Annotated in this window: 13 protein-coding genes; 11 read left to right on the top strand and 2 right to left on the bottom strand. The window is 37.1% G+C overall.

Annotation, left to right across the window (positions count from 1 at the left end):
• Window positions 1-54: 54 nt before the first annotated feature.
• Entirely contained in the window at window positions 55-2,382 is a 2,328-nt protein-coding gene (locus tag A5844_RS13345) for a WxL domain-containing protein (protein WP_086285661.1), read from the top strand.
• 627 nt (window positions 2,383-3,009) lie between these two features.
• Here A5844_RS13345 and A5844_RS13340 read toward each other — a convergent pair.
• Complete coding sequence (locus A5844_RS13340) at window positions 3,010-4,167, bottom strand: ROK family transcriptional regulator (protein ID WP_086285660.1); 1,158 nt, start codon at window positions 4,165-4,167, stop codon at window positions 3,010-3,012.
• A 256-nt stretch (window positions 4,168-4,423) separates the two neighbouring features.
• Here A5844_RS13340 and xylA point away from each other — a divergent pair, with 256 nt between their 5' ends.
• The 10 genes from xylA (at window position 4,424) to A5844_RS13290 (ending at window position 18,460) form a co-directional block, all read left to right on the top strand.
• Window positions 4,424-5,731: a xylose isomerase gene (xylA, locus tag A5844_RS13335; protein WP_086285659.1), complete on the top strand. Its 1,308-nt coding sequence runs from the start codon at window positions 4,424-4,426 to the stop codon at window positions 5,729-5,731.
• A gap of 111 nt (window positions 5,732-5,842) precedes the next feature.
• Window positions 5,843-7,453 (top strand): glycoside hydrolase family 43 protein, encoded by a 1,611-nt coding sequence (locus A5844_RS13330; protein WP_086285658.1) that lies wholly within the window; start codon window positions 5,843-5,845, stop codon window positions 7,451-7,453.
• A 49-nt stretch (window positions 7,454-7,502) separates the two neighbouring features.
• Complete coding sequence (locus A5844_RS13325) at window positions 7,503-9,020, top strand: sugar ABC transporter ATP-binding protein (RefSeq protein ID WP_086285657.1); 1,518 nt, start codon at window positions 7,503-7,505, stop codon at window positions 9,018-9,020.
• A gap of 35 nt (window positions 9,021-9,055) precedes the next feature.
• Window positions 9,056-10,021, top strand: a complete 966-nt coding sequence (locus A5844_RS13320; protein ID WP_086285656.1) for an ABC transporter permease — start codon at window positions 9,056-9,058, stop codon at window positions 10,019-10,021.
• A 45-nt stretch (window positions 10,022-10,066) separates the two neighbouring features.
• Window positions 10,067-11,113, top strand: a complete 1,047-nt coding sequence (locus A5844_RS13315; protein WP_086285655.1) for a sugar ABC transporter substrate-binding protein — start codon at window positions 10,067-10,069, stop codon at window positions 11,111-11,113.
• Window positions 11,114-11,713: 600 nt separating this feature from the next.
• Entirely contained in the window at window positions 11,714-13,207 is a 1,494-nt protein-coding gene (gene xylB / locus A5844_RS13310) for a xylulokinase (RefSeq protein WP_086285654.1), read from the top strand.
• 292 nt (window positions 13,208-13,499) lie between these two features.
• Complete coding sequence (locus A5844_RS13305; RefSeq protein WP_086285653.1) at window positions 13,500-15,149, top strand: MutS-related protein; 1,650 nt, start codon at window positions 13,500-13,502, stop codon at window positions 15,147-15,149.
• Window positions 15,150-15,548: 399 nt separating this feature from the next.
• Window positions 15,549-16,484, top strand: a complete 936-nt coding sequence (locus A5844_RS13300) for an ABC transporter ATP-binding protein (RefSeq protein WP_086285652.1) — start codon at window positions 15,549-15,551, stop codon at window positions 16,482-16,484.
• On the top strand, window positions 16,477-17,247 hold the full coding sequence (locus tag A5844_RS13295; protein ID WP_086285651.1) for an ABC transporter permease: 771 nt from the start codon (window positions 16,477-16,479) through the stop codon (window positions 17,245-17,247). Before A5844_RS13300 ends, A5844_RS13295 begins: the two co-directional genes overlap by 8 nt.
• Before the next feature lie 238 nt (window positions 17,248-17,485).
• On the top strand, window positions 17,486-18,460 hold the full coding sequence (locus A5844_RS13290; protein WP_086285650.1) for a tRNA dihydrouridine synthase: 975 nt from the start codon (window positions 17,486-17,488) through the stop codon (window positions 18,458-18,460).
• 638 nt (window positions 18,461-19,098) lie between these two features.
• Here A5844_RS13290 and A5844_RS13285 read toward each other — a convergent pair.
• The gene (locus A5844_RS13285) at window positions 19,099-20,706 is read right to left on the bottom strand and encodes an SWIM zinc finger family protein (RefSeq protein ID WP_086285649.1); all 1,608 of its coding nucleotides are present in this window, start codon (window positions 20,704-20,706) and stop codon (window positions 19,099-19,101) included.
• Between the last annotated feature and the right edge of the window lie 391 nt (window positions 20,707-21,097).

Raw genomic sequence — 21,097 nt, 5'->3', positions numbered from 1 at the left:
ACTCAATAAATAGAAGTAGTAGTTTTGCTATCCCAAAAGAAAGAAGAGAACGTTATGAAAAGAAAGAAAAAACTTTTATCTAAAGTAATTGCAGGAATATCAATTATTTCTATGCTTCCATTTACTCTTTTAAACCATGCTTTTGAGTCTAAAGTGGAAGCTGCTACTACTGTTTCTGGAACATTGGTGCCTGGGCAAAATTCAGATACAGGCAATCATACACTTGATAATACATTCCAACAAAATCCAAATAATTGGACGATACTGGCAGGAAGCAGTAACTGGTGGAAGTGGGATCCTTCAGGAAACAACTATTTATGGTTAGCTAATCTAGTTAAAAGCTCTTGGGTGTATCAATCAGTAGCAGCAACTCTTGATTTTTCAAAACCCTTAACCATTAAAACCCCTTATTGGTACGATAAGGCAGATGTTTGGAAGATGGGAGATGCCGCTGGGTTTTTCCTGACACCGGCTAATAATGCAACAATTACGCAAAATGCACCAAATGCAACAGGCCAAAATCTGGGGATTTCTGGTTTAAAAGATAGTTTTTTTGTCGGGCGAGATATTTGGTACAATGGTGGCTTTGATGGTCCCACTGGTACAAATAAAGGCCAAGACATCATTGAAATTCGTAAAACAAATGAAACAGGTGTAATCGAACAATCCACTTCTTCCACAGTTCCTTGGGTCCAAGCTTCTGCACCATTACAGTTCCAAGGATCTTTGTCTAAACGTTATAGTTCGGAAGTGCAGACAATGACGTGGTCAAATATTGTGGATAATAAGAATGGCACATACACAGGAACCTTGTCACTCACTTCCACTCCCGATAGTGGCTATAATAACAATGGAGCTTATGGTCCAAAGACGATTTCAAGAACAATTACGATCAAAAAGAACATTTCTTTTGGAAGTTTGGCTATTACTGGGAACAATACTGGTGTGATCCAAGCAGGTAATGCGAATGATAGAGCCTCCTTTACAGGTTCACGTGGGACTGCAACATTCCCTGTGAACTTTATCGATAAAACAACGAACCAGCCAATTAAAAATGTAGCTGCTTCTACGATTACAGCTAATACAGGAGATGTCATAGGAGTCACAAATGGAACAGCAAATCCATCTGATAATTATACTTATAGTGCACCAACTATTAATGGGTATACTTATTCGAGTGGTGGCTCGATTACGGTTGCCAATTATGATGAATATAATGAAGCCAACCCTAATGCCATCAATGTTTACTACACTCCCGTGACAGAAACAGCAGATTTTAAGACTTATTACACGACAGGTACACCAGGTACAGGTGTTGTGACCGACAATATCACTGGGTTAACAGGTGGTAGCCCGACTTCAACTACAACTGTCACACAAGGTTTTGCTCCAACTCTTCCTACGCCAAATCCTGCTACAATTACAGGTAACTATGGAAGTACTATTACAACAGTACCAACATTCAGTGTACCAGCAGGTTATAAAGTCGACCATGTGGTAGGACCAGATGGAAAGAGTGGGAAAACGTATGCTGATTTATCTACTGCGATTACGGGAAATCCGACCTTTGATGATGCAGCTAATAACTCTTGGGCAAATCATTTTAGTGTCTATCTAACAGCTGACAAAGCAACTGCTAACTTTACCTATAAATATGTTGATGGTACTAGGCCTAACGCTCCTGGGTTACCTACGATCCCTGCTGAAACAGGGGTCACAGGTGGTATAATCAAAGACCCAAGTAGCAGCTTACCAGCACTCCCTTCAGGGGCAAGCGTGAAAGATGTCACTGGTCCAGATGGGAAAACGTATGCTAGCTTATCGGCTGCTTTAGCTGCAGGAAAGAACAAATATTATCTAGCAGGCAGCACTGCTTTTACAATCAATGTAGTAGCACCGCCAGCTTTACCAACATTGGATAAGGTTCCAACGGTTGAATTTGGGACACAAAGCTTGCAATCAGGTAATGGATCTTATGACAGTGTCTCTAGCACCGCCTTACAAATCACGGATGAGTCTTTCACTAATAAAGGATGGAGCGTAACAGCTAAATTGTCGCAACAATTTACCGCAGACCCTATGGCGAATCCAACAACTGCACCTATTGGAACCTTTCTTTCAGGTGCAAGTCTCAGCTTTTCTTCCGCAAGTCTCAACACAGCCACAGGAAATACTGCTATAGCGCCTAAAGCTTTTGATTTTACACTTCAAGAAGATGGAGCAGCTGTTCCTGTGATGAATGCAACAACAGGTACCGGTCAAGGAACGTGGGAATTGAATTATTCCAAAGTGAAATTACATGCTAATGGGAGTACAATTGCTGCTGGGAAGTCATATAAGGCGACAATTAATTGGTCTTTAAATGATGTGCCTGGAAATTAAAAAAAGAGGACACTTGAAGAAACATCTTCAGGTGTTCTCTTTTCCTTTACTCCAAAAAAATGTTTTTTGCCAAATCAGACTGATTTAGCTATCTATGCACATCAAAGTTAGCCATTGATAAGGATATAACAGTTTTCCAATTCACTATCATTTCTAGAAAGTTTTATCCGTTCTAGAAATGATAGTAGCAAGAGTAACGAAGGGGGTGGGACAGAAGTGGTTAACTCCGAGAAATAAGAAGTAATTCACGAAAATTGCTTTTCAAATTTTAGTGAATTTCAGCTTATTATCGAAGGAGTTGCTTCTGATTCCACCGTTTATACGTATTTAGAGTGTGAAACAAGAGTAAATAATACTTTTATCCCACGCTCCTCAATTTTTAATTTCTTCCTTTGTATCTGAGTTAATATTTTATCCCATAGTCACAAACAAGATAAAAACGTGTTAGTTAAAAGATAGTAAAGGCAATATACCTGTTCTAAATAAAATTGTAATGATTACTAAGACCAGATGGATGAAGTGACATAACTCTCTAGCTATTTTTGATAGACAAAAAGATTGTAGGATACTCATTTGGATATGGATGATTCCTACAGTTTTTTTATGAACATCGCTATCGCTTTTTCTTTAAAATGAATGTAGTTTTAATTGGTCGATTTCCAAAAAATGTTGGAGATTTAAAACTAATCCACCTAACAGGGTTGCTTTTTCATTTAAAGAACTGTTGCGGATAACTAAATCTTTTGAAAAATGATCGGGTAATTTAGTTTTTAATTTTTCAATCATTTCTGGGATTTCACGATAAAGGGAGCTATTCAGAACGATCATTGCCGGATCATAGTGAGCAATCAAGTTATTGATACCAATGCTTAAATAGTTGATATTTTCTTCCACGACTTGGATTGCATCACTATCTTTGTTTTGATAGTATTCTCGAAGAATAATCGCATTGACATAAGACATCGCTTTTTTTTGTGCGAATTGTTCATAACAGACTTTATTAGCGGCGTACATTTCTAGACAACCGTGATTGCCACATCGGCATTCTTTACCATCAATCACGATGATTTGATGACCAATTTCCCCGGCAAATCCATGATCTCCTATTTCTAAAATTCCATTTTTGACGATCCCTGCTCCAATCCCACTGTGCATATTGATACTGACTAAATTTTTTGAATTAGCCGTAAAAGTATACTCTCCTAGAGCCGAAAGATTTGCTTCATTTTCCAAGTAAACTGGATAGTCCCTAAGCGATTCAGTGATTTTACGAAATGGAAGATGATCAAAATTATAATGAGGAGCAAAAATGGGTTCACCCTGGTAAACAGGACCATGAACCGCAATAGCCACACCAATGATCCCATATTCTGTTTGGGGCATGGTTTGTTCGAAGGTAGAAAACATTTCTGAGAGATAAGCAGTGATTGTTTCTTCATCTACAATAATGGGCTTCTTTTGGATCAACTGGATTTCTTCACCATCAAGAAAACTAAGCAAACTATAGATATAATTATACCCAATATCAATCGAAATCGAGAGTCCTGCTTTACCATTGAATTGTAAAATTATAGGCTTACGGCCACCTAAGTTACTAGATTCACCGATACCAGTCTCAATGACTAAATGATCCATCATCAGTTTTCTAACAATAGAAGTAATCGTTGCTTTGGTAAGACCTGTCAATGTTGACAGCTCTGCCCGTGAGAGAGCTGGATTATTTATGATGTGTTCCAAACATAAAGATTCATTCAAGCTACGTCGAGTGTAGGTTGTTTTTTTCATAGTGAAGCACTTCCTATTCATTATGTAATGGCAATACTTTCTAAAGTATACTTGTAAATGTATTCATTTTCTAGTTATTTATGGCGAGTGCTCACGTTGGTATAATTAATAAATAAACGCATACTGCTTCCTTTTATTCCATGAGGATGGAATAAAAAGGACTTGACGAAAAAAATGAAAGCGTATACTATAATAGCCGTAAGTTAGTTTGTTAAATTGATTAACTAACCAAAAAATTAATTTAGGAGGAATGACAATGAGCTATTTTCCAAATATTGAAAAAATCAAGTATGAAGGTGTACATACAACCAATCCTTTTGCCTTTCGTCACTATAATCCAGAAGAGGTAGTTGCTGGAAAAACGATGAAGGAACATTTGCGATTTGCTGTAGCTTATTGGCATACGATGACACAAGACGGAAGTGATCCGTTTGGGTCGCCAATCAATCAGAGGACTTGGTTTGGGGAAACAGAGATAGAAACAGCAAGAAACCGTACCGTTGCTTTTTTTGAAATACTAGAAAAACTAGGTGTGGAGTACTTCTGTTTTCATGATGTGGATATTGCACCGGAAGGAGAGAATTTAGAAGAATTCTATCGGAATTTGGATGAAATGACAGATTTGATCAAAGAACAAATGGATCGTACAGGCATTAAATTGCTATGGAATACAGCTAATATGTTTAGTCATCCTCGATACGTGAATGGTGCAGCTTCGTCCAATCATGCAGATGTTTTTGCCTATGCAGCTGCTCAAGTCAAAAAAGGCCTAGATATTTCAAAAAAATTAAATGGGAAAAACTATGTGTTTTGGGGAGGTCGTGAAGGGTATGAAACATTACTGAATACCGATATGGCGTTTGAACAAGAAAATATTGCTCGTCTATTCAAAATGGCTATCGAGTATGCGAAAAAAATCGATCATCAGCCCCAATTCTTAATCGAACCCAAACCGATGGAACCAAGCAAGCATCAATATGACTTTGATGCAGCGACCGCTTTACAATTCATCCAAAAATATGGTTTACAAAATGAGTTTAAACTGAATCTAGAAGCTAATCACGCAACGTTGGCTGGACATACTTTTGAACACGAGATCGAAGTGGCCCGTATCAATCAGGCATTAGGTTCATTAGATGCGAATCAAGGGGATGTATTACTTGGTTGGGATACAGATGAATTCCCAACAAATCTCTATGACACGATCCTTGCGATGTACGGTGTATTGGAAAATGGTGGGATCGCACCAGGTGGAATCAATTTTGATTCAAAAGTACGTCGCTCGAGTTTTGCTATGGAAGACTTGTTTTTGGCTCATATTGCTGGGATGGATACATTTGCGAGAGGACTGAAGGCAGCCGCAAAACTCAAAAAGAATCGTTTCTTCGATGAATTGAAAGAAAAACGTTACGCTACATTCAAGAGTGGTATTGGTGAATCAATTGTGAATAATCAGGAAGATTTGGAGAGTTTGACTGAATATGCGCTGAATTTAAAGGATATCACACTAGAATCAAGCCATATCGAATATGTTAAATCTTGTTTAAATGACTATTTAATTTAAAGAGTATGGGTTCTCTAAAAATAGCATTCTTATTTGGAAACAGATTGTAGAGATTTTTTACTTAGCGCTTGCGATAGAGAACCCACTAAAAAAATTAGAATGGAGCTTAACATGAAAATAAAAAATCCGGTTTTAAAAGGGTTTCATGCAGATCCATCCATTATTCGGGTGGAAGATACATATTATATTGCGAATTCAACGTTTGAATGGTTTCCTGGTGTTCTGATCTATGAATCAAAAGATTTAATCCATTGGCAGTTAGTATCTCGCCCACTTGCTACGGTTGCGATGTTAGACATGAAAGGTAACGTGGATTCTGGCGGTATTTGGGCACCGGATCTATCCTATGCTGATGGGAAGTTTTGGTTAGTTTACACAGATGTCAAAGTGGTAGAGGGAGCGTTTAAAGACTGTACCAATTACTTAACAACCGCAGATAAGATCGAAGGCCCCTGGAGTCTTCCAGTTTGCTTGAACGGTGTTGGATTCGATGCTTCCCTTTTCCATGATGAAGATGGCAGGAAGTATCTCGTCCAGATGGAGTGGGATCACCGAGAATACTATCATCCGTTTCACGGAATAAAATGTACAGAATTCTCAGTAGACAAGCAGCGACTACTGCCTGAAACTGGAAAAATCATTTGGCAAGGTACAGAGGTGAAGCTTACCGAAGGACCACATTTGTATAAGCAATTTGGCTACTATTATTTATTTTGTGCAGAAGGGGGAACAACCTATACACATCAAGAAGCGGTGGCACGTTCAAAAACTATAACTGGCCCTTATGAAAGACAACCTTCTATATTTTTAACTGCCTTTGATGCACCAAAGAATCCTTTACAAAAATGTGGTCACGGTGCTTTGGTAGATACCTCAGAAGGAGACTGGTACTTCGCTCACTTGGCTGCAAGACCATGGCATCATGAGAACGAATCTATTCGCGATCCTCGTGGTTGGTGCACATTGGGTAGAGAAACAGCCATCCAAAAAGTCAACTGGTCAAAAGACCTTTGGCCAGAGATCGTAGGCGGTAAACAAGGAAGTGTAGAGGTAGAAGCACCGAAAGGAAAAGAGTTTCCCTATACTTCAAATGAGACGATCATTCATTTTGATCAACCTACTTTGGACACCTGCTTTCAAACATTACGTGTACCATTTACAGATCATATGGGAAAAATTGAAAATGGACAGCTTATTTTACGTGGTTTAGGCAGTCTCACAAATACGCATGAAAATTCCCTCATTGCTAGACGTTGGCAAGACTTTGAATTTGAAGCAGAAACAAGTCTAAGCTATTGGCCAATGACCTTCCAACAAATGGCTGGGTTGGTGAATTATTATAATTCACAACACTGGTCAATGATCCAAGTAACGTGGAATGAAGAAAATGGGCGTGTGATTGAAGTCACCGAAAATAATCGTGAGGTATTCAAGAGCTATCTAAAAGAACAAGCAATTGTTATACCAAGAAATGTACAGACGGTTTACTTCAAAACAATTGTACGTAAAACAACGTATAGCTATGCCTATTCTTTTGATGGCAAGGAATGGACCGAGTTGCCTATTTGCTTGGATGCCAAAGTTCTATCGGATGATTACGTGAATCAAAGTTATGGTGGTTTCTTTACTGGTGCTTTTGTGGGAATGGTAAATATGGATTGTTCTGGTTATGACTTGCCAGCAACTTTTGATTACTTCCGTTATCAAGGTAAAGAATCGTGACAGTAGGCCAACTAAGCGACGGAATCATTTCGAAACAAGGGGGGATTCCATGGGAAAAGAGCGTTTATTTTTAATGACGGACATTGAAAAAAGTTTTGGCTCGGTTCAAGTGTTAAAAAAGGTAAAACTAGAAGTGTATAAAGGTGAGATTCATGCATTTATGGGAGAAAATGGTGCTGGAAAATCGACATTGATGAATATTTTAGCGGGACTGATTGATAAAGATGCGGGAGAGATCCTGTTTGATGGACAAAAAATCTCTAAAATGACACCAGATATAGCAACGGCATTAGGGATTGCTTTTGTCCATCAAGAATTAAATTTAGCAGAGGATCTTTCAGTTGCAGAAAATATTTTTCTTGGTCGCTTGCCTTATAAAAATAAGCATTTAGGCATCATCGACTTTAAGAGATTATATGAAGAAACACAACAATGGCTAAATTTAGTAGGAGCAACCATGCTTCCTACAACTTTGGTTGCTTCACTTTCGACTGCTAACAAGCAACTAGTTGAGATTGCTAAAGCCCTTAGTTTGAACGCAAAAGTGATCATTTTTGATGAACCAACTACAGCTTTGTCAGAAAAAGATGTAGAAGTACTATTCATTATTATTCGCCGTCTAAAGGAAAAAGGAGTTTCAAGTATCTATATTTCTCACCGAATGAAAGAGATTTTTGAATTAGGTGAACGGATCACGATCATGCGGGATGGGGAATATATCATGACAGATGAAGTAAAACGATTGACTGAAAATCAAATCATTACAAAGTTAGTCGGACGTGAACTGAAAGATCTTTATCCAAAACAAGAAACAAATAGGAAAGAGGTCTATTTGCAGGTGAAGCATCTTTCAGATCGTGTTGGACGAGTGAAAGATGTCAGTTTTCAAGCAAGACAAGGAGAAGTGGTTGGGTTTGCTGGTTTAGTGGGGAGTGGTAGAACAGAAACGATGCGCTTGATTTTTGGAGCAGATTCAGCAAAAAGTGGTGAAATCAAGCTAGGCAATCAAAAAGTAATCATCAAACAGCCGGTAGATGCCATTCGACATGGGATTTGTCTATTGACCGAAGATCGAAAACACCAAGGGTTATTTCTTGGCATGTCGATCAAGGATAATATCACGATAACCAATCTAAACAGTTTTTTACTGAGACATAGCGCACTAAGTAATGCTGCTCATCATTTTGTTCAACAAGTGAATATCAAAATAAGTAATATCGAGGATCCTGTCGCTAGTCTTTCTGGTGGCAACCAACAAAAAGTCGTATTATCGAAATGGCTCAATACGTCCAATCAAGTGTATATTTTCGATGAGCCGACAAAAGGCATCGATGTAGGCGCAAAATCAGAGATTTATACCATCATCAATCAGCTAGCTTTACAAGGGAAAACAATTCTGATTGTTTCTTCTGAAATCCCCGAACTACTAGGGATCTGTGATCGAATTCATGTGTTTCGAGAAGGTGAGATTACTGGTGAGATCATAGTGGATGAGTATCCAGAGAAAGAAGAGGCACAAGAACTGATTATGGCATACGCCACACTTAAAAAGCCACGTACCCCGTAGCATGTTATGTTCATGTATAAACAAAGGAGAAAAATATGGAAAAACGAAACAAGCTATCAATCACTTCTCTTTTTATGAATTACTCGGTTTACTTAGTATTACTTGCGTTGATCCTTTACTTTTCTATCGCTAACACCGATTTTTTAAGCACCTACAATATGGAAAACTTCTTTCAGCAGATTCCACCTGTCGGAATTTTGACTGTGGCTTATGCTATGATTTTGATTTGTGGCTATGTGGATTTATCGATCGGTTATGTAGGTATGGCATCAGGGATGATTGGATTATATGCTGCAAATCAAGGAATACCTGCACCAGCTGTCATTTTTATTGGATTGTTGACTGGGGCTATGCTGGGGATGATCAATGCCTTATTGATCAAACGATTCGATTTGCCTTCGTTCATTTTAACTTTAGGAACTAGTTATGTAATCAAGGGAATGTTGGGTTTTTTTACAGACGAACAATTTATTGGCTCAGAACAGGAATGGTTCAATCGACTGGCGAAAACACCACTTGGAACAGAAATGATCAAGAGCAATACCTTGATTTTTTTGCTCATCCTCATCATTTTTGCATTTCTTATGAAACATACACGATTAGGACGATATACATATGCCGTAGGTTCCAATCAAGAAGCTGCACGATTATCAGGCATTAATACAGAAGTACATATTCTTAAGATTTTTATGATTGAAGGCATGTTAGCAGCAATTGCCGGATTGTTAATTGTTTCCAATTTAAATGGCGGTGCTTCAAAAGATGCGAATGGATTAGACTTGTTTGCAATGGCTGCGGCTATTATGGGTGGGACCTCATTTAGCGGAGGGATAGGCACGATCGGTGGCGCTGTAGCAGGGATTTTGACACTTCAAGTATTTAAAAATGGTTTGACTCTGATGGGTGTGAACTCTTTCTTACAAGATACAGTCACAGGTCTGGTGATCATTTTAGCAATTATCATCGATTATTTAAAACGAAGAGCTGCACGACGGGATTAATAGAACAAGCAAACGTAACGAATGAAATGAGAGGAGAAATGACAGATGTACAAAAAAGGGAAAGCATTCATTGTTGGATTGCTTGTAATGCTATTGCTAGTTAGTGCTAGTTGTAGTAGCAAAGAAGATTCAGCAGATGTCGAAAATGAAAAAACATTGTACTTTATTCCCATTGTGGATACCGGTGCGTATTGGAATCCGATGAAAAAAGGAGCAGAAGATGCAGCGAAGGAACTGGGGTATACTTTGATAACCAAGACATCCCCATCTGCGGAGCCAAGTAAAAAAGAAAAACATATCGGTTTCATCAAAGAAGCCACAGCGAAAAATGTCGCTGGGATTGCCATTGCTCCAATTGAGAAAAAAGCATTTGTAGACTCAATCAAAGCGGCCATTGCTAAGGATATCCCAGTCATCACTTTTGATGCAGATTTGGAAAATCCCAGTGACCGTACCGCCTATGTAGGCACAGATAATATATCGGCTGGAAAAGAACTAGGCAAGCAAGCGGCAGAAGAATTGAAAGAAAAAGGAATCACAGAAGGTTCGATTGCTATCGTTTGTGTGGATGTCGCTCAGCCAACAATGAACGATCGCGAAAAAGGAATTAAAGAAGGTTTTGCGGAAGTATACGGAAAATCTGCTGAAAAATTTAAGTTTTTAGCAACCATTCAAGATAATGATCAGCCTTCAGAATCTAAAAAGCAGTTGGAAGGTTATATTTCTGCAAATAAAGATTTGGTCACAGTTTTCTCTCTAGGTTCAGAAGGACCAGATGTGGGTGTAATGAGTGCGTTGGAATCCCAAGGGAAAGCAGGACAGATCCTCCATTATGGTTTTGATTATACAGACACCTGGTTAAAAGGTGTTGAAGACGAGCGTATTACAGCAATTGTAGATCAAGATGCGTATCAAATCGGTTATCAAGTGATTGAAAACTTAGTGAAGTCGATTAAAGGTGAAACAATTGATAAAACCATCCCAATCGATGTGAAATATGTACTTGCCAAAGATCTAGAAACTTATGGGGAAGAAAAGAGCAAAATAAAAACGGACTCTGTCGAAGATTCCTCAACAGAAAGTACAGAATAATCACCATAATAATACCTATGTGAATGAAAAAGAAACAGTAGTTGATCAAATGAGTTCTTACGCTCAACTAACTGTTTCTTTCTGTTGGGAACCAATGTTGTGAAAGAATTTTTTGGTTCTCAGTAGTAAGTCCAAAAAAATAGAAAATGGTTCATCACCTATTTTATTTTTAGAGCTTACTCTAAAAAGAGTTGACCTTTAGATACTATTTATCAAGATTATCAGGATAACACTTTGATAAAAGCAAAAAATCTCAGACAATCTTTTTACATTTTGACTAAATACAGAAAATCAGTTGAAAGTACACGGTTTAGCGAGGATATGAAAGAATCATGGTACACGGGATTATCAGACAGAAAACTAGACAATGTTTTTCGTTTTTAGTTTTTTGTCTTATGGTCCGAGTGTAGTTATTTGCTCCTACTTAGCAAGGCTGCAACAGTCATTTTTTGGATCAGAGTAGTGCGTTAGAAAATCAAAAAATAGGCTGTTTTATTTTATGATTATAGTTAGTTGATTGGAACGGTATATTTAATTTAAAAGCTTAGGAAACTTTTGATAATTTGTAAAAATTATTTCTCATGAAAGGATGGATAGAAAATGTATGTAGTAGGAATAGATTTAGGGACGAGTGGGTTGAAAGGGTTAGTCTTTGATGAAGAAGGGCAACAAATCAAAGAGGCAACGTCTTCTTATCCTATGAATATCCCTCAGGCGGGGTACAGTGAGCAAAAACCACAGGACTGGATCCATGCAGCAGATCAAGTATTAAAAGAACTAGTGGAGCAAGTACCCGACTTAAAAGAGAATTTGGAGGGAATTAGTTTTTCTGGCCAGATGCATAGCTTGGTTTTGTTAGATGAAGAAGGGGATGTACTCCGACCTGCTATTTTATGGAATGATGTACGCACGACAAAGCAATGTCAGCAATTGACTGAAATGTTAGGTGAAACGTTGTTACAACATACGAAAAATTGTGCGTTAGAAGGATTTACACTTCCCAAAATACGCTGGGTCCAAGAGTTTGAACCCGATGTCTGGTCAAAAGTTAAACAAATCCTATTACCAAAAGACTATTTGCGTTATTGGTTAACAGGTAACTACAATATGGATTTTTCCGATGCAGCAGGTACGTTGTTATTAGATCAGGAAAAACTGAAATGGGATCAGGAGATACTGGCAAAGTGTGAAATCCCTATGTCAATTCTCCCACCACTTGTGGATTCAACAGAAGTGGTTGGTACATTAAAGCACGAGTTAAAAGAAAAATACAGCTTCACCCAAGATGTTAAGATTGTGGCTGGAGGTGCAGATAATGCCTGTGGAGCTGTAGGTACAGGGATATTAGAAGAAGGGCGTGGGTTATGCTCCATTGGTACAAGCGGAGTCTTTCTTAGATATGAAGAGAGTGTGTTTAAAGACTATCAAGGAAAACTCCACCTCTTTCAGCATGCACTAGCTGGATCAGCATATTCAATGGGGGTGACTTTAGCTGCTGGAGCAAGTCTAAATTGGTTTAAAGAACGATTTGCACCAAATCACTCCTTTAAAGAATTACTAGCTGAGATAGGAACAGTTGCAGCTGGAAGTGAGGGCTTGCTATTTACACCGTATCTTGTTGGTGAACGTACACCTTATAGTGATAGTAAGATCCGAGGAAGTTTTATCGGTATAGATGCTCAACATGAATTGAAGCACTTTACGCGAAGTGTGATAGAAGGGATTACGTTTTCTTTAAAGGAATCACAAGAAATGATGGAACAGATAACACATCAAAAAATAGACCAAATCGTTTCTGTAGGTGGCGGTGCGAAAAATCAGGAATGGTTACAAATACAAGCAGATATATTCAATGCGTCTATCATAACCTTAACGACAGAACAAGGACCAGGACTAGGAGCTGCGATGCTTGCTGCAGTCGGGTGTGGCTGGTTTCCTGATCTACACACTTGTTCATCTAAATTTGTTGCGTATAAACCAGCTATTTATCCCGATCCGCAACGAGTTGAGATTTACCAAAAAATATATGCACGTTACCGTAAAGTCTATAAAAGTACGAAAGAGATTTGTCATATTTATGCGGATGAAAAATAATTTAGTTAGCATTTAGCATCGATTTAGCGATCGTAAAAGGTGAAGTTTAAAATGTAAGGTTGTTAGAGGAGGGGCATGAGGATCGACTAGAGCGATTTGAGTGACTTGCAATCTTTTTTGTGAAGATGGAACAGGTGAATCATTGATTTTTAATAAAAGGATAGACAAATGTTTGAATGAGACAAGAACACTAAAGAAAGAAGAATATTAATCAAAAAGCTGTTTGAAATAATGTTATTTATTTTTCTAATCAGTGCTATACTTAGAGCATTCAATAGATTGGAGAAAGACTATGGGTCAAAAAGAGTTTATCATCCTTATCATTATCGGAGTCATTTGCTTATTGGTGGTCTTAGAAGTGTCTACTCGAAGAAAATTAAAAGCGGATGTCCACTCGAAATGGGGGAAAGTTCCTTATCAAGTCCGTTTTGATAAAGAAGAAAGTTTGAAGGAAGCCTGGTTAACAGAAAAAAAGTTTCATACGTGGGATAGTGAAGTGGATGATTTGACTTGGTATGATCTGGATATGTTTGAAGTATTTGAAGGGATTAACCATACTTATTCAAGTGTAGGATCAGAGGCGTTATATCAGCGACTGAGAAATTTTGATTTTGGTCAGGATCAACGGCTTGAAACCTTGATTACATTTTATGAAGAAAATCCGATGGTTAGAGAGAAAATCCAATATCAGTTTGCTCGTTTAGGGAAAAAAGACCGGAATTTTGCGAAACAATATCTAGTTGATGGGAAGAGCAAACAAATTGGGCACGTGTGGTTATACACCTTTTTAGGAATCCTTCCCATTATAGGGTTAGCTGTATTCTTGTTTGGGCAAATAGTTGGTATTTATCTCGCTATTGCAAGTTTACTATTCAATACGATTTACTATCAAATAAAAAAGCAAACATTAGAGACCGAACTTAATAGTATGAATTATCTTGTCGCAACGATTTCGACAGCCAAGAAATTAGCGAATATCTCGACCCCTTTACAAGCAGAGTTACAACAAAATATAAAGCTATTGAAAGACATTCCTAAAGTAGGTTTTTCTTTTCGAGCTAAGAGTGGAACAGAAGCAGAACTACTTTTCGATTATGTCAATATGATGTTCATGCTTCCGTTTATTTCGTATCATTTTGTGATCACCAAAGTAGAAAAGCATACAACAGAAGCAATAAAGTTGTGGGAATTATTGGGAGAATTAGAAGTAGCGGCAGCAGTATTGAATTATCGTACCTACATGCCTTTTACGTGTCAGCCTGTCTTTAAAAGTGGTGGAGTGGTGGCATCAGCCACTTATCATCCTTTGTTAGACAAAGCAGTCGTTAATCCGATCGATTGGCAAATGAATACTTTGGTCACTGGTTCAAATGCCTCAGGGAAATCTACTTATGTCAAAAGTATTGCCCTGAACTGTATCTTGGCACAGAACATCCAAACGGCATTAGCGGAGTCTTTTACATTACAGCCAGGACACGTACTAACCTCAATGGCGATCGAAGATGATTTGTTTGAAGGAGACAGCTATTTTGTTTCAGAAATCAAGTCAATTAAACGACTATTAAATCAAGTAGAAAAGAATGAGCGTTGTTATTGTTTTATTGATGAGATTTTGAAGGGAACGAATACCATTGAACGAATTGCTTCATCTGCATCGGTGGTTAAATGGCTGTCAATGTATCCTTCACTAGCGTTTGTAGCCACTCACGATATCGAGCTGACTGAAATCTTAAAAAATGAGTGTAAGAATGTCCATTTTGAAGAACAAGTAACTGCAGAAAATGGGATTAGTTTTGACTTCAAATTAAAGTCAGGACCGGCAAGAACAAGAAACGCCATTGCGTTATTAAAAGTACTTGATTATCCGGAAAAGATTGTAAAAGGTGCTAGAGCAGAAGCAGAATTCTTTGATCAAAACCGTCAGTGGCGAACGTTTGACTAAAACAGGAGAAAAAGAGAAAGATCGTTGCACCCTCTTAAAACAGCAATAAAAAATATTATTATATTATTGCTGTATATTTTTTGCGGTTCATTAGCAATAGAATAAACATTACTCAGTAAAAGCCTCCAATCAATGAAAAGTAAGAATTCATTTAGACTGAGACTATTTTGTAGAAAAACTGTAGGAAATTTCAGAAGAGTTCCTGGATTTCTCACAGTTTTTTTGTGTTTTGATAAAAAAAAATGGCATTTTTAGGAACAGAGGTATATTTTATTTAAGGTAACTTAAATAAAATGATGATCATTTCAAATAAGTTTCTTGCAATCAATTCAGTTGTTTTCCTAACTGTTTCATTCCATGTTAAAATAGAGAATCAGACTAAATAAGGAGATTTAAAAAATGACACATGCTCTTGAAATAAATGAGTTAAAAAAAATATATGCAACAGGTGTCGAGGCATTACGCGGCATCAACTTAACTGTAGAAGAAGGGGATTTCTATGCATTATTAGGTCCCAATGGCGCAGGGAAATCGACTACCATCGGTATCATCACTTCATTAGTGAATAAGACTTCGGGAAAGGTAAAAGTATTTGGTTATGATTTGGATACAGATCTAGTTCGTGCAAAACAACAAATTGGGTTAGTTCCTCAAGAATTCAACTTTAATCCTTTCGAAACAGTCCAGCAAATCGTTGTGAATCAAGCAGGATACTACGGTGTTGCTCGGAATGAAGCATTGAAACGTAGTGAGAAATACTTGAAACAATCAAACTTATGGGAAAAACGGAATGTCCGTGCTCGGATGCTTTCAGGTGGGATGAAACGGCGATTGATGATTGCTCGAGCGTTGATGCATGAGCCTAAGTTGTTGATACTGGATGAACCAACAGCAGGGGTAGATATTGAATTAAGACGTGAAATGTGGGAATTTCTTCGTGAACTGAATGAGTCAGGAACGACGATTATTCTGACAACCCATTATTTAGAAGAAGCTGAAATGCTTTGCCGTAACATCGGGATCATCCAGTCAGGTGAATTGATTGAAAACACCTCTATGAAAGCTCTTCTTTCGAAACTTCAATTTGAAACTTTTATTTTTGATTTGGCTCCTTATGATCGACAACCAGAGATTGTTGGCTATTCTAGTGTGTATGAAGACGAACGGACGCTTGCAGTAGAAGTGGAACGTGATCAAGGGGTCAATGGGATCTTTGATCAGTTAAGCGCACAAGGTGTAAAAGTATTGTCGATGCGTAATAAGTCCAATCGTTTAGAGGAATTATTCTTAAAAATTACAGAAGAAACTTATCATGTGGAGGAAAAAAATGTTTAATCTTTATTTTACAGCATTAAAAAGTTTAGCAATTAAAGAAACCAATCGCTATATGCGTATTTGGGTCCAAACTTTAGTACCGCCAGTTATCACGACTTCTTTGTATTTCATTATTTTCGGAAAAATGATTGGTGGACGTATTGGCGATATGGGTGGATTTTCTTATATGGAATTCATCGTGCCAGGTTTAATCATGATGTCTGCGATTACTAGCTCTTATTCGAATGTTTCTTCTTCATTTTTCTCGCAGAAGTTTCAGAAAAACATTGAAGAAATTTTAGTGGCGCCAGTACCAACCCATGTCATCATTTGGGGATTTGTGATTGGTGGCTTAGGTCGCAGTATTTTAGTAGGAGCACTAGTGACGATGATCTCGCTCTTCTTTGTCCCATTACACGTGTATTCATGGGCTATTGTCATCATCACGTTATTGATGACAGCCATCTTGTTTTCATTAGCTGGATTGATCAATGGTATTTTTGCTCAATCTTATGACGATGTGTCTATAGTGCCGACATTTGTGTTACAACCTTTGACGTATTTAGGTGGAGTCTTTTATTCTATTTCAATGTTACCACCCATCTGGCAAGCTGTTTCCAAGGTCAATCCGATTGTTTATATGATTTCTAGTTTCCGTTATGGTTTTCTTGGAACCACGGATGTACCAATGGTTTTATCTATGACGATTTTAGTTTTATTCATTGTAGTCCTATATTCAGTTTGTTGGTATCTGATCAGCAAAGGAAGAGGATTACGAAGTTAGGGTATCAAAGATTCAGGAGCAAACAAGTTGGGCTACTTCCCAAATTTGAAATAGAGAGTGATTGAACGTATCTTTTAAAAATCAGGTGAAGTGTCTCGAAAATCTAGTAAATTAGTTTCAAGACACTTGATTTTTCAAAGATAACTAGTCATTCGAACTTTCTTGCTTTTTTTGCTCATTCTTAATACAATGCTTTCAATCAGGTGATTGTAACATATAGGGAAATGGAGAGTACATGATGAAGAATAATTTTTGGACAGAATTGCCAAAACCTTTTTTTGTTTTGGCACCAATGGAAGATGTGACAGATGTTGTCTTCCGACATGTCGTACAAAAAGCTGGAGCACCGGACGTTTTTTTTACCGAATTTACCAATTCGGATAGTTTCTGTCATCCAGACGGTAAAGAGAGTGTGAAGGGACGCTTGACTTTTACCGAAGATGAACAACCGATGGTGGCACATATTTGGGGAGATAAACCTGAATTTTTTAAAGAAATGAGTATTCAATTAGCTGAAATGGGTTTTAAAGGGATTGATTTAAATATGGGGTGTCCCGTGCCAAATGTAGCTGAACGTGGAAAAGGTAGTGGCTTGATTTTGCGTCCCGACGTAGCAGCTGAGTTGATAGAAGCAGCTAAAGCTGGAGGATTGCCAGTCAGTGTGAAAACCCGAATTGGCTATACAGCTCAAGACGAAATGGTCAATTGGATCAGTCATTTATTGAAACAAGACATTGCCAATCTTTCTGTTCATCTACGTACACGAAAAGAAATGAGTAAAGTAGCTGCTCATTGGGAATTGATTCCGCAAATCACTAAGTTGCGTGATGAACTGACTCCACAAACGAAAATCACCATCAATGGAGATATCCCTGATCGCCAAACAGGACTGGAACTAGCCGATGAATATGGTGTAGACGGGATTATGATTGGTCGAGGGATTTTTAAAAATCCTTTTGCTTTTGAAAAAGAACCAAGAGAACATTCTGCTGAAGAATTAATTGATTTATTGCGGTTACAACTAGATTTGCAAGATCATTATGCTAAAGTAATTCCACGTTCTATGACTGGTTTACATCGTTTCTTTAAAATCTATGTCAAGGGGTTTCCAGGAGCCAACGATCTACGAATCCAACTGATGGAAACTAAAACAACCGACGAGGTAAGAGAACGATTGGCAAGTTTTCAAAAAAAATCAAGCATAGAGCAATAGATGACTGGAGAGCAAGATCAATATTATGACTATTGCTTCAGAAAGGTACTTAGAGCTAATAAAGTATAGAGCTTTGAAGTATAGAAATTATTTTCTTCTAACTCGGCTTTCAATTTAAATAAATTTGTTATTTTAATAGTAAATATCTGTAAAAAACATATAGGAAAAATTAGGAATCGTATGACTGATATGATTTGAAGGGTGAAAATAAAAAGGTAATCGAAGCAGAAAAATGGATTGGGACAAACTAATGCCCAATCCATTTTTTTGGTTTCAAATAGGGGTGTTAAAAGACAGATCTCCGAATATATAAGATTGATTCTAAAAAGTATTAAAGCGTGATTGCTCGCAGTTCTGTCTTAATAATTGGAGTTGATCGTCTTTTTCACAACCACTGATAAACGCTGTTGTCACGACCTTAGTAAACGGTGTTCCGACAGCTAATCTTCGGCATTAAGCTAAAAAATCGTAAAATATGAGGAACTATTTTCGATTTTCTTTCTTAATGCTCAGGTCAAAACGCTGTTCAAGAAGCTGCGCTTTGGTCATAAGTCAAAAAAACAAAAAATGTGAAGAACCATTTTCTGTTTTTCATCCTTATGCCGCAGTGCAAAACGCTTCTTTCACGACCTCTTTTATTATAATTTTTTCTCTACTCGTTCTAATTCTTCAAGCATTGCTTTTCTGCGTGGGTATTTTTCTTTTAATTCTTTGATCAACAATTGTGTAGATATCGTACTGCCAGGTAGAGTAGCCATTTCTTCGATCAGCAATGAAATTTTGTGATAGTAAGGTCGTGTTGCAGTGATAGCGGCCATTTTACGTAATTCGTATTCGTATTTTTGAAGAAGAGCCTCAGGAAACTGTTTTTTGAGAAAAGAGAAGTAGCGGCTTGCTTCATCAAGTCCTGGTGTTTTAATGATGTATTCTAATAATAGGTCATAGCGACGTTCTTTTGAATAAAAAAGTCCAACATCAGGACGGTTCTTTAATTGTTCAAATAAAGTTTCTCTTAGACTTTCCCATTGTTCAATAGAATAAGCTTTCTTTAATTGATGGATTAAATTCATATCTACCGTTTCGCTTTCCAACAATAAGTGTAAAATTTGTTCAGCATAGCGTTCGGTGTTTCCAAATTTTTGATAGAGATTCTTTAAGGAATAGCGATGTAATGTCACCATGTCAGGTGAATGCTGGTCTAATAGAATACTCTCATTTAATACGTCAATTGCCTCAGTATATTCTTTTTTGTGTAACAAATAATCAATATATTGAGAACGTACACTAGAAGATTGCCAGTTTTCATGAGCACAGTTTTGAATCTGCTTTTTTGTATAATTCAAGTTTTCCATTTGCCGAATGGATAGATACCGCTTCGTTTTACGTCCTGTTTCTGAAGTAACAGGTGCTGTTGGTTGTGTGAGTTTGTTTTGCTCATCTAGTTGTGACTGTTCTGGGAATTCTTCTTGTAAAAGTTGCTGGATAGAAATTTTCGAATGAGTGTTTTTAATATTGTTGGCTTGCGATAGAAGCTCCGAAAACATCCGTTTCTTATCTTGTTCAGAAGCCAATGGAATTAATTCTTTCCAAAATGAATAACAGTGATTCATAAGTAAACTAATGTGGTTATCTGAGTTGTTGATTTTTTCTGAATCAATGATTTCGACTAATTTGTTTACTAGTTCAAAAGCACGGAAAATCTGTTTTTTTTGAATTGCTTGATTTATAGTTGTTTGCATAAACTCAATGATTTCGAAAATTAGATTTTCTGTCATTTTTGTGGATAGGTTTCCTTGAGATTGTTTATGATATTTTGAAATGATTGCGGTTAATCGCTCATAATCTTCCAACTGATTAATTGGGAATTGTTCTTTAAATCTTTTTGCTAATTGCTTGTTTTCTAATAAAATAGTCAAAAGAAAGTCGCGTATTTGAATCTCGTCCGCATAAGAGAGTAATTTAATTAGTTTATTTGGTGGCTCTAAATTCCAACGATGATCGTATTCAAATAAGACAGCTGCGATATGTTTGCAATGTTCCGCTTTTTTATGTGAGCAGTCACAAATCATACTATAAATCTGTTTATTCTCTGTTAAGTTTATCCGGATGCTATAGGATTCATTGTCAAGCACTTGAGCAGTGATTTGTTCTTTCGTACATAAAAACTCATGCACTCGTTTTTCAATAAAATATGTATAGCCATTATTTAAAGCGGATTCTAGAAAAAGATTTTGCCAATTTTTCATATTATTTCCTCCTAACGTTACTTGATAGTTATAATTTTAACGTATCAGCAAAAAAAAAACAGCCTTTTTTTATTGATACATTTGTTATTTAATAGTATAGTTAAGTTTTACTGAAACGAAAACGTTTTATAGTGGGGAGTTGGATTCTAAATATTTATTTTTTTACCATTAAAACGTTTTCTCTAGTTATCTATGATTTTCCTTTTTTGTTGTTTGATTAATTATGATATTACAAATAGATTTTTGTATATTGGTTTTGTAGTGTTTTTGACTACGAAAAATTTAAAACCAAATTTTTAAAGACAACGCTAGAAATTAATTTTGTTCATGAGGGAGAATGGCTTTTTTTATGGTTCCACTTGAAGATGTTAAGTAAAGCAGTGTGTAGAGG

This window comes from Candidatus Enterococcus wittei (assembly GCF_002140175.1).
Lineage (GTDB): Bacteria > Bacillota > Bacilli > Lactobacillales > Enterococcaceae > Enterococcus_B > Enterococcus_B wittei.
This window is presented reverse-complemented; position numbering and strand designations above follow the sequence as displayed.